10 protein-coding genes are annotated in these 10,579 nt (G+C 72.2%); 7 read left to right on the top strand and 3 right to left on the bottom strand.

What is annotated here, in order from left to right:
• Positions 1-401: 401 nt before the first annotated feature.
• Both ligD (BN12_RS10835) and ligD (BN12_RS10840) read right to left on the bottom strand, forming a co-directional pair.
• Positions 402-1,280 carry a non-homologous end-joining DNA ligase gene (ligD, locus tag BN12_RS10835; protein WP_048552392.1) on the bottom strand — a complete coding sequence of 293 codons (879 nt, stop codon included), beginning with the start codon at positions 1,278-1,280 and terminating at the stop codon, positions 402-404.
• Complete coding sequence (ligD, locus tag BN12_RS10840) at positions 1,273-2,310, bottom strand: non-homologous end-joining DNA ligase (RefSeq protein ID WP_083454570.1); 1,038 nt, start codon at positions 2,308-2,310, stop codon at positions 1,273-1,275. Before ligD (BN12_RS10840) ends, ligD (BN12_RS10835) begins: the two co-directional genes overlap by 8 nt.
• Before the next feature lie 60 nt (positions 2,311-2,370).
• Between ligD (BN12_RS10840) and ku the strand changes: the two genes are divergently transcribed.
• The 5 genes from ku (at position 2,371) to BN12_RS10865 (ending at position 7,714) form a co-directional block, all read left to right on the top strand.
• Complete coding sequence (gene ku / locus BN12_RS10845; protein ID WP_048552396.1) at positions 2,371-3,294, top strand: non-homologous end joining protein Ku; 924 nt, start codon at positions 2,371-2,373, stop codon at positions 3,292-3,294.
• A 70-nt stretch (positions 3,295-3,364) separates the two neighbouring features.
• Complete coding sequence (locus BN12_RS10850) at positions 3,365-3,763, top strand: nuclear transport factor 2 family protein (protein ID WP_048552399.1); 399 nt, start codon at positions 3,365-3,367, stop codon at positions 3,761-3,763.
• A 61-nt stretch (positions 3,764-3,824) separates the two neighbouring features.
• Positions 3,825-5,588: a cation:proton antiporter gene (locus BN12_RS10855; RefSeq protein WP_048552401.1), complete on the top strand. Its 1,764-nt coding sequence runs from the start codon at positions 3,825-3,827 to the stop codon at positions 5,586-5,588.
• A 150-nt stretch (positions 5,589-5,738) separates the two neighbouring features.
• Positions 5,739-6,866, top strand: coding sequence for a S1C family serine protease (locus BN12_RS10860; protein WP_083454986.1), 1,128 nt, complete (start codon positions 5,739-5,741; stop codon positions 6,864-6,866).
• Between the two features lie 14 nt (positions 6,867-6,880).
• Positions 6,881-7,714: an META domain-containing protein gene (locus BN12_RS10865; RefSeq protein WP_048552404.1), complete on the top strand. Its 834-nt coding sequence runs from the start codon at positions 6,881-6,883 to the stop codon at positions 7,712-7,714.
• A 182-nt stretch (positions 7,715-7,896) separates the two neighbouring features.
• On the opposite strand, the gene BN12_RS10870 is transcribed toward BN12_RS10865, so the two are convergent.
• A complete protein-coding gene (locus tag BN12_RS10870) occupies positions 7,897-8,952 on the bottom strand; it encodes a lysylphosphatidylglycerol synthase domain-containing protein (protein ID WP_048552406.1) in 1,056 nt (351 codons plus the stop codon).
• A gap of 81 nt (positions 8,953-9,033) precedes the next feature.
• Here BN12_RS10870 and glsA point away from each other — a divergent pair, with 81 nt between their 5' ends.
• Both glsA and BN12_RS10880 read left to right on the top strand, forming a co-directional pair.
• Positions 9,034-10,026, top strand: a complete 993-nt coding sequence (glsA, locus tag BN12_RS10875; protein ID WP_048552407.1) for a glutaminase A — start codon at positions 9,034-9,036, stop codon at positions 10,024-10,026.
• Positions 10,027-10,208: 182 nt separating this feature from the next.
• Positions 10,209-10,579, top strand: a 371-nt coding sequence (locus BN12_RS10880) for a M17 family peptidase N-terminal domain-containing protein (RefSeq protein ID WP_327152648.1), incomplete at its 3' end; no start/stop codon positions are given.

A 10,579-nucleotide genomic window follows, 5' to 3' on the forward strand; every position in this document is an offset into this window, starting at 1 on the left:
CGCTGGCAGATCCTGACCGACCACAAGAAACGTCACACCGTGGCCACCACCGCCATCGCCCGCGAACTGGCCGGCTGGTGCTGGTCGCTGGCCGTGATGGACGACTAACCCCCACAGTCCCGTTGCCGGGACACCCGTGATGACCGGCCAGCAGCGCGAGGACAGCACCGGCGACTCCCCTGTGAGCACCCCCATAGGGGCACGCTCGACCTCAGACACGCCACGCCTGTCCAGCCGAAACAAGGGCCCTGCGGTACCCAACCCGCGCATATCAGACTGACCGCGCGTCGCCTGACACGCCGCCTCCGGCCACCACCCCCGGCAACGACGAAGCGGGGTCCCCTCCCACCCAGGCAGAGGACCCCGCTTCACCACGCCCACTTGACAAAATCGACTACATATCAGGGGAGGCCGGCGATGAGGTCGCCGTGCGCGTCGAGGCGGTCGAGGACGTCCTCGAACAGGAACTGCGCCAAACCGTCCGGGTCGTCCGCACCGGCCCGGACCTCGTCCCACGTCACGGGCGTCGCGACCGTCGGCAGCTCCCGGCCGCGGAGCGAGTAGGGGCTGATCGTCGTCTTGTGGAAGACGTTCTGGCTCCAGTCGAGGAAGACCTTCCCCGGCCGGAGCGACTTGGTCATCTTCCACAGGATGAGGTCGGGGTGCTTCTTAGTGAGCTCCTGTGCGAGCTGCTGCGCGAGGTCCCGCACCTGCTCGGACGTCAGGTCGCCGCCGAGCGCGGCATACAGCTGCATCCCCTTGCTGCCGCTCGTCACGGGGAAGAGGGTCAGACCCAGCGCCTCCAACCGGTCCCGGACGAGGAGGGCGACCCTGCAGCACTCGTGGAGCCCGGCCGGCGGACCGGGGTCGAGGTCGACAACGAGACGGTCGGGGTTGACCGGCTCGCCGTCCTCGACGGTCCACTGGGGGACGTGGATCTCGAGGGAGTTGAGGTTGACGAGATAGGTGAGCTGGGCGAGGTCCTCGACGAGGGGGAAGGTGACGTCGTCGACCCGAACGCGGGGCAGCCAGGACGGCGCGCCGGACGGGAGGTTCTTCTCGAAGAAGCGGTCCTCGGCGACGCCGTGCGGCCAGCGCACCCGGGTCACCGGCCGTCCGGCGATGTGCGGCAGGAGGACGGGGGCGACGCGGGCGTAGTAGTCGAGGACCTCGGCCTTCGTCGTGTCGGTCGCGGGGTACATCGTCTTCGACAGGCTCGTGAGCCGCAGCATCCGGCCGCCGACGTCGACCCGGGTCACCTCCGGCGTCCAGTCAGCCATCGCCGTGCCCGTCGGACGCGCCCGCCGGGGGAGGGGACTCCCCGATCGGGTGAGATCCCTCCGCGGGGGTGACGGCGGGGTCGAGGTCGGGTGGGACCGACTGCGTCCGCACGTCGGCCGGGGTGAGGTCGCGCCGGATGCCGCGGAAGATCGGGTGCCGCAGCCGCTGCTGGTCGGTGCCCCCGAGCGTGCGGATCTCGACGACGACCCGGGGTTCGACCCACGTCGTGCCCCGGGCGTCGATGGGCGGCACCTCGTCGACGAAGGGCGGCGCGGCCCGTTCGAGCGGCTCGAGCAGGTCGGCGAGATCCTGGGCCATCCGGCCGGTCATGCCGCTGCCGGACCGTCCGGCATACCGCCAGCCCCCACCGGCGGCGGGAAGCCCGACGAGGACGGCCCCGATGCGCGGCCGCCCGCTCGTCTCGGGGCGCCAGCCTCCGACAACGGCCGACAGGTCGGTGCGGTGGGCGCGCTTGCGCCAGTCCTCGGTGCGTCGCCCGGGCTGGTACCGCGCTGTGCGGCGCTTGCTGACGACGCCCTCGAGGCCGTTCTCCCGGGTCGCCTCCCACAGCTCGTCGGGGTCGTCGTGGACCGGTGGCACCTGCCACCGGGGGCCGTCGAGGTCGAGCCGCTCGAGCAGCTCGCGCCGCGCCGACCAGGGCTGCGCGGTGAGGTCGGTGCCGAAGAGCCGCAGCAGGTCGAAGATCATGAGCGTCACCGGCCGCTCCTGGGCCAGCCGCTCGGCCCGGCGGGGGTCGCCCACGTGCATCCGCTCGGCGAGCGCCGCGAACGAGGGGACGCCCTGGTCGAGGGCGACGACCTCCCCGTCGAGGAGCAGGTCGTCGTATGCCGTCGCGAGGCCGGCGAGCTCGGGGAAGCTCACCGTCGCGTCGTTGCCGTTGCGCGAGGTGAGCCGAAGCCGCCCGTCGTGGACGTCGGCGAGGACCCGCATACCGTCCCACTTCACCTCGTGGACCCACTCCGGGCCGTGCGGCAGCCGCTCGACGGCCGTGGCGAGCATGGGCTGCATACGGCCATCCTCGCCCATGGTGCGGTTCCCTCACGTGCGGGAATGCGTGAGGATGGGGCCATGCGAGCGATCTGGAAGGGCGCCGTGTCGTTCGGGCTGGTCAACGTGCCGGTCCGGCTGTACTCGGCGACCGAGAACCACGACGTCCAGTTCCGACAGGTCCACCGGGAGGACGGGGGCCGCATCCGGTACAAGCGGATCTGCCAGATCGACGGCGAGGAGGTGTCGTACGACGACATCGCGAAGGGGTACGAGACCGAGGACGGACAGATGGTCGTCCTCACCGACGAGGACTTCGCCGACCTGCCGATCCGGTCGAGCAAGGAGATCGGCGTGACGAAGTTCGTCCCCGCCGACCAGATCGACCCGCTGTGGCTCGACAAGTCCTACTACCTCGAGCCGGACAAGTCCGCGACGAAGCCGTACATCCTCCTGCGCGACGCCTTGGAGTCGGAGCAGCGGATGGCCATCGTCACCGTCTCCATCAGGACCCGGATGACGATGGCGGTGCTGCGCGTCCGCGACGGCGTCATCGTCATGCAGACGATGCTGTGGCCCGACGAGGTGCGCCGGCCCGACTTCGCCGGCCTCGACGAGGACGCCCACGCGAGCAAGCAGGAGATGGCGATGGCGACGATGCTCATCGACCAGCTCGCCGGCGAGTACGACCCGGACGAGTACGAGGACGACTACGCCATCGCCGTCAAGGAGCTCGTCGAGGCGAAGGTCGCCGGGGGAGAGGTTCGCACGGCACCCGCCGAGCCCGAGGAGTCCGGCGAGGTCGTCGACCTGCTCGCGGCGCTGGCCCGCAGCGTCGAGAAGGCAAAGGCGGCGCGCGGCGAGTCCGGCCCCGAGAACGACGAGCCCGCCGACCGCTCGGCGAAGAGGACCGCGGCGAAGAAGGCACCCGCGAAGAAGGAGCCGGCCAAGAGGTCGACGGCGAAGCGGACGAGCAAGAGCGCCGCGAAGAAGAAGGCGAGCTGAGCCGTATGCCGGGTCCTCGCCGCTCTCCGGCGCCGGTCTGAGGGGCCCCGATCGGCCCGAGGGAGCAGCCATGTCGAACGTGCACAGCGACCTCGACACCGTCGTCGACGCCGAGCTCGCACTGCTCACCGCCGAGGTGCGGCACGACCGTGTGAGCATCGGGGCGCTGCTCGCCGACGACTTCCGTGAGGTGGGGACGTCGGGACGGGTGTGGGACAGAGCGTCGACGATGGACGCACTCGCGGTGGAGGAGGGCCGGGACGTCGAGGCCCACGACGTCGTCGCGGAGCGTCTCGCCGACGGCGTCGTCCTCGTCACGTATGCGACGAGCGAGGCGGGCGCTCGCGCGCTCCGGTCGTCGGTGTGGGTCCGAGACTCCGACGGCGCCTGGCGGCTGCGTCATCATCAGGGCACCCCGGCACCGGAGGAGACGACACGCCGGCCGGGTGCCGCGCCGACGGACGGGTGACCTCCGGCAGGCTCCACGGGAGAGCCGGACACGGCGTAGGGAGGAAGGAGGCGGGAGCGGCATGGACTGGACGCTGATCATCGTCGTCGGGGTGGCCGCCATCGTCGGTGTCGCCGCCCTGTCGACGCGCCTCGGGCTCGCGGCGCCGCTCAGCCTCGTCGTCGTCGGGGCCCTGCTCGGGTTCGTTCCCGGCATACCGATCCTCACCGCCCCGCCGGAGCTCATCCTCGCCGGCGTCCTCCCACCGCTGCTCTACGCGTCGGCCGTCAACACCCCGGCGCAGGACTTCCGGCGCAACCTGCGGACCATCAGCAGCCTCGCCGTCGTCCTCGTCGTCCTCACGACCCTCGCGACGGGCTGGCTCGTCCACCTCCTCCTCCCCGAGGTCGGCTGGCCGGCGGCGTTCGCCCTCGGTGCCGTCGTCAGCCCGACCGATGCCGTCGCGGCCACGTCCGTCGGTCGCCGGCTCGGACTTCCCTCGCGGCTCCTGACGATCCTCGAGGGGGAGGGCCTGGTCAACGACGCGTCGGCCCTCGTCCTGCTCCGCTCGGCGACCGCGGCCATCGCCGTCAGCGTGTCGCTGTGGGAGGTCGCCGGCGACTTCCTGCGGTCGGTCGTCATCGCCTGTCTCGTCGGCTGGCTCGTCGGCGAGCTCAACGTGCGGATCCGTTCGCACCTCACCGAGAGCGTCCAGAACACGGCGATCTCCTTCGTCGTGCCGTTCGTCGCCTTCCTGCCGGCCGAGCACTTCGAGGCGTCCGGCGTTCTCGCCGTCGTCGTCGCGGGCCTCGTCACCGGCCATGCGAGCCCGCGTCACCTGCCCGCGCAGAGCCGGGTCACCGAGGCGACGAACTGGCGCACCGTCTCCTTCCTCCTCGAGAGCTCGATCTTCTTCCTCATGGGTCTGTCCCTCCACACCCTCGTCGAGGAGGTGAACGCCTCGCACGATGCGACGCTCGGGCTGGTCCGGACCGTCGCCTACGGGCTGCTCGTCACGGTGCTCGTCGTCGGCGCGCGGCTCGCCTTCATCGGCCCGCTCGTGGCCATCATGCGAGCCACCGACCAGCGGGCCTCGGAGCTGGTGCCGCTCATCGACGAGCGGATGGAGTCGCTGTCCACGCTCGAGGCGAGCGAGCGGATCGCCCCCCGGCGGATGGAGCAGGTCCGGCGCCGGTTCACCCGGAAGGCGACCGACGCCCGGGCCCACGCGAACCAGACGATGGGCTGGCGAGGGGGGACGGTGCTCGGTTGGGCCGGTATGCGCGGAGCCATCACCGTGGCCGCCGCCCAGACCCTCGGCGACGTGCCGCACCGGCCCCAGCTCGTCCTCATCGCCTTCGTCGTGTCGCTCGCGACGCTGCTCGCCATCGGCCTCACCCTGCCCCCGCTCATCCGGGCCGTCCACGTCCCACCCGACGACCCGTTGGCGCTGCGGCAGGAGCTCACGGACCTGCTCGACGAGCTCATCGACAGCGCCGACGCGGAGCTGGACCGCATCGAGCGCGAGGAGCACCCCGACCCCGCGGTCCTCGACCGGCTCCGGTCCGACAGCCTCCTGCGGACCCGGCTCCGGCTCGCGAGGAGCCAGGGCGGCGCGACGGATCCGGACCCCGACGAGGAGTCCGACGAGGAGTCCGCCGACGTGGAAGCTCCGCTCGTCAGCCGCCGCGAGGAGTACCTCCGCCTGCGGCTCGACATCATCGCGGCGCTCCGCACGACGGTGCTCGAGGCGCGCGACCTCGGGCGGTACAGCTCGCGCGCCCTGACCCAGGCCGGGCGGATGCTCGACCTCGAGGAGACCCGGCTCACCGCGCTCGACGAGTAGCCGAGGGCGGCCTGGCCGGTTGCGAGGGGCCGGTGAGGCGCGGCCGCGACGGCGGAAGCCGCACCGTCACGGTGCGGTCTCGGTCGCGAGCCGTCATATCGACCGGCGTGCGCCGTCTCCTAGACTCGGCGCGACGATCCGGAGGTGGCCATGTCAGAGGCGAAGCAGTCCTCCCGCACGCCGGCGATCGGGTATGCCGGCCTCGGCCTGGCGCTCGTCGCCGGTCTCGTCGGGGGTGGGCTCGTCGTCGGCGTCTGGGAGGTCGCCCATTCGGGCGGGTCGTCGGCGCGGTCCGCGAGCAGCGTGAGCGCCTGCGACGTCCAGCGGGTGGCGCGCGACGTCCTCCCCTCGGTCGTCACGTTGACCGTGGGCGGAGCAGCCGGCGCGGGGACGGGCTCCGGCGTCGTCGTCCGGACGCCGATCCCCGGCTCCGGTGCCGGGTCGGGATCGTCGGCCGGGCAGGACTACATCGTCACCAACGAGCACGTCATCGCTCCCGGGGGCACCCCGGGAACGGTCGTCGTCACCTACTCCGACGGCCATTCCTCACCGGGCACCGTCGTGGGTGCGGACGCCGTGACCGACCTCGCCGTCGTCAAGGCGCAGGACCCGTCGCCGAACGCGACGCCGGTCGGCGTCGGCGACGCCGCGGACCTCGGCGTCGGGCAGCCGGTCGTCGCCCTCGGCGCTCCGCTCGGGCTCAGCTCGACCGTCACCCAGGGCATCGTCAGCGCGACCGACCGCTACGTCCGGGTCCCCTCGGCGTCCGGCTCGACGCACCACCTCGTCGGCGCGATCCAGACCGATGCCTCCATCAACCCCGGCAACAGCGGCGGCGCCCTCGTGGACTGCAGGGGCCGGCTCGTCGGCATCAACTCCGCCGGCGCGTCGCCGCCCGGCGACCAGGGCAGCGTCGGCCTCAACTTCGCCATCCCGTCGACGCTCTTCGCGCCGCTGGCGACGGAGATCATCGACACCGGCCGGGTCAGCCACCCCACGCTGGGACTGCAGGTCGCCGGCATCTCCAACGAGGCCGCCCGCCAGAACGGCGTCTCGCCGGGTCTCTTCGTCCAGGCCGTCGTGAGCGGCGGACCGGCCCAGGAGGCGGGCCTGCGGGCCGGCGACATCGTGACCGAGCTGGACGGCCGTGCGGTCCGCTCGCCCGAGGACCTCACCCAGACCGAGCTGAACCTCACGGTCGGCGACGCGGTGAAGGTGACCTTCGAGCGGAACGGCCAGTCGCACTCGGTCTCGGTCACCTCCGTCAGCGCCTCCTGAGCACGGCATTCGGAATGCGGTCCGCTCGCCGTCTCGTCCCGCTCGCGGTCGTCGGCCTGCTGGGCATACCCCTTGCGGCGTGCGGATCCGCCTCCGGTGGCGCCGGATCCGGCTCCACGGCGTCGGTTGCGCCGCATACCGGCCCTGCCGCCGTGACGGCCTCGGACCTCGACGGCCGGTCCTACGTCTCGACGACGGTCACCGGGCACGACCTCGTGCACGGCACGACGATCGGCCTGTCCTTCTCCGACGGCCGCATGGTCGCCGGCGCCGGGTGCAACACCATGAGCGGACCGTTCGGCGTGGGGGACGGCAGCCTTCGGTGGACCGGCGACGTCGCCACCACCATGATGGGCTGCGAGCCCGACCGGGCGGCCCAGGACAGCTGGCTCAGTGACCTGCTGACCAAGGGCGTCGCGGCGACCGGCACCGCCGACGCGCTGACCCTGACCTCCGGGTCGCTGACGATCGAGCTGGCCCGCGAGGCTCCGGCCGACGCCGCGTCGCTGCTCGGCACGGCGTGGACGGTGACCGGCACCTCCGACGGGACCACCGCGTCGACGGTGCCCGACGGCATGCGCACTCCCGCTGTCGCGATCGCGGCGGACGGCGCCGTGACCATCGACACCGGCTGCAACACCGGCCGGTCCAAGGCCGTCGCGTCCGGCAGCACGCTGACCTTCGCCCCGCCCGCCGTGACCCGCAAGGCGTGCCCGTCCGACGCGGCGAGCGCCGTCGAGACGGCCATCCTGAAGACCCTCGACGGCGCGGTGGAGGTGTCCGGCGAGGGCTCGTCCGTCGTCCTCACCGGCCGTGACCACGGGTTGACGCTCACCAGGAAGTCCTGACGCCGGCCGGACGGGGAGCCGGGGGCGGTTGGCTCTGCCGGGGTGGTGCACAGACCCCGATCGGGTGCCAGATGGCCAGGGGTGGGCCGGGCTGGTTGGGCGGGCTCGTCGGGTGTGGTGCACAGACCCCGATCGGGTGCCAGATGGCCAGGGGGAGGGCGGCCAGGGGCGGAGCGCCGGGATCAGGCGGCGTCCGAGGGGCCCGCCGGATCGGCGGGGCGGGCGGTGAACTTCCACCCGAGGATCGAGATGGCGCCGAGGACGAGCGGCGTGACGATCGTGACGACCCGCCAGATGATGAACCCCGCGACGATGCCGGGCTCGACGTCGACGCCGAGGTCGAGGACGAGGGTGCTGATGACGACGGCGTCGAGGACGCCGAGGCCCTGGAACGGGAAGAGGGTCAGCGGGTAGGCGGCGAGGAATGCGGTGAGCACGGTGACGGCCGGCACCGCGGTCGCGGACAGGCCGACGAAGCGGATGCTGAGGACGATGAGCCCGGCGTCGACGACGACCATCCCGACGAGCGCGAGCAGGGCCCGCGGGAAGGTCCGCGTGATGCCGTCGACGACGTCGGCACGGAAGGCGACGACCTTGTCGGCCCAGGCCTGCGGGTCCACCTTCGGTCGCACCCGCTGGACGAAGCGGCCGGCACCGGCCCCGATGGAGGCTGCGGCCTCCCGGCGCCGCAGGGCGAGCCAGGTGAGCACGACGATGGCGGCGCTGACGGCCGTGCTGAGCACCGCGGCCCACAGCTCGCCGAAGTGCCACGAGCCGGTGACGGCCATGAGGACGATGGCGAGCAGGGGGGTGCCGAAGCGCACGACGTAGAAGGTGAGGGTGTTCATCGCCGTCCCGGCGAGACCGGCCGACGGGGTCACGCCCCACGAGGTGAACATCGCGACGCGCATGACGATGTCGGAGGGCGGCGGCGCGAACGTCGTCATGAGGATCGCCGTCTGGTCGTTGACGAACCCCTTGAAGGCACTGACGCCCTTGATGTAGATCGACAGCGGCAGCGCGTTGAGCCACTGGCGCAGGAGGAGGCCGACGACGAGCAGGAGCAGCTGCCACCAGTGGAGCTGTCCCATCGCGCGGCGGACCGACGACCAGTCGATGTCTCCCACGAGGCTGCCGATGACGAGCACCGCGCTCACGAGGAGGGCGATGATGACGGCGACCCGGATGAGGGGACCTCGCCACCGATTGCCCGGTTTCTCGACCGCTGCGCTCGTCATGGCGTCGGACTCCTGTCGTCGTGGTATCGGTGATCATGCCAGCCGTGGGCCGGAAACCGGTGTGGGGTCTACGCTTCGGGCGTGGCCACCTCCGACGACCGGTTCGTCTCAGCAGGACGGCTCCCGGTCCGGGCGGCGGTGCAGGAGCTCGTGGAGGAGGCATACCGGCGCTTTGTCGCCGATGAGGAAGGCGCCCTGTCGAGCGTGTATCCGGCTCTCGCTCAAGCGGACCCGGAGTGCTTCGGCCTCGCCGTGGCCTTCGTCGCGAACGATCTCGTGGAGTCCGGCGACGCGCGGATCCCCTTCACCGTCATGAGCGTCGCGAAGCCGTTCGTCTTCGCCCTCGTCTGCGAGAGGGCCGGGCTCGATCGCGTGCGCGACCTCGTCGGCGTCAACGCGACCGGGCTCGCGTTCAACTCCGCGTATGCCGTCGAGCGAGCGCCGGACGGACGCACCAACCCGATGGTGAACCCGGGCGCCATCGCGACGACGAGCCTCACGCCGGGCCGTGACATCGAGGAGCGCTGGGCGTGGCTCCACGCGGGGTTGTCGCGCTTCGCCGGGCATGAGCTGCCGGTGGACGAGGCGACGCTGGCCTCCGCGCTCGCGACCAACCACCGGAACCGGGCGCTGGCCAACCTCCTGACGAGCAAGGATGCCCTGGCCGGCGACCCGGCCGACGCGGTCGAGATCTATACCCGCCAGAGCTGTCTCGCGGTGACCGCGGTCGACCTCGCCGTCATGGGCGCGACGCTCGCCGACGGCGGCACGAACCCGCTGACCGGGGAGCGCGTCGTCGACCCCGAGACCGCGCACGCGACGCTGGCGGTCATGACGATCGCCGGGATGTACGAGACGTCGGGCGAATGGCTGCTCGACGTCGGGATGCCGGGAAAGAGCGGGATCGGCGGAGGCATCGTCACCGTGTCGCCGGGAAAGGGGGCGCTCGGCACGTTCTCGCCGCTCCTCGACGCGACGGGGAACAGCGTGCGCGGCGTCCGTGCCGCCCGGCTGCTCGCCCGGACCCTGGGCCTCGACGTCCTCGCGTCGGCCGCCGCCGTCACCGAATCGTGACCGTCTGCGCCCCCTTCTCGATCCCACTACGTGCCGTAGTTTCTGTCATGCTGGGCGCGCAGTGCGAGAACTGCAACCAGGAGGGACGCCTCATGAAGGGCCATCCGGCACGTGGGTCGTTCGACCCGATCCCGTCCACGAGGAACCGTCCATCGGTCACGGTGGCGACCTCTCTTCCCCCGGTGACGGAGGCCGCTGCGCTCGCCGTCCCCGTCGCCGAGGGAGGGCAAGCACCGCCTGATCTCGGGATCGACGCGGCCCACCTGGCCGTGGCGGGCTTCACGGGCGCCGCGAGCACCAGCCTCGTCCTCCCGGGTGCCGACGGGCGTGCCCTCGTCGCCCTCGGCATCGGGGACGTCGACACGGTCGGACTCACGCGCGTGCGGGACCTCGCGGCCGACTTCGCGCGAGCCGTGCCGCAGCACCGCACCCTCGCCGTCGAGCTGCCCGAGGAGCGGATCGCGATCTCGGCCGCCGAGTTCGCCCAGGCCGTCGTCGAGGGCGTGCTCCTCGCCCGCTGGCGCTACTTCGTCGGCAAGGGGGGCGAGGAGCC

Origin of the sequence: Nostocoides japonicum T1-X7, from assembly GCF_001046855.1 — a bacterium.
Lineage (GTDB): Bacteria > Actinomycetota > Actinomycetes > Actinomycetales > Dermatophilaceae > Nostocoides > Nostocoides japonicum.

Coding starts and splice junctions, on each gene's coding strand:
- ligD (WP_048552392.1), bottom strand. CDS start 1,280: ATGGCTGACTGGACGCCGGAGGTGACCCGGGTCGACGTCGGCGGCCGG.
- ligD (WP_083454570.1), bottom strand. CDS start 2,310: ATGCAGCCCATGCTCGCCACGGCCGTCGAGCGGCTGCCGCACGGCCCG.
- ku (WP_048552396.1), top strand. CDS start 2,371: ATGCGAGCGATCTGGAAGGGCGCCGTGTCGTTCGGGCTGGTCAACGTG.
- BN12_RS10850 (WP_048552399.1), top strand. CDS start 3,365: ATGTCGAACGTGCACAGCGACCTCGACACCGTCGTCGACGCCGAGCTC.
- BN12_RS10855 (WP_048552401.1), top strand. CDS start 3,825: ATGGACTGGACGCTGATCATCGTCGTCGGGGTGGCCGCCATCGTCGGT.
- BN12_RS10860 (WP_083454986.1), top strand. CDS start 5,739: ATGTCAGAGGCGAAGCAGTCCTCCCGCACGCCGGCGATCGGGTATGCC.
- BN12_RS10865 (WP_048552404.1), top strand. CDS start 6,881: ATGCGGTCCGCTCGCCGTCTCGTCCCGCTCGCGGTCGTCGGCCTGCTG.
- BN12_RS10870 (WP_048552406.1), bottom strand. CDS start 8,952: ATGACGAGCGCAGCGGTCGAGAAACCGGGCAATCGGTGGCGAGGTCCC.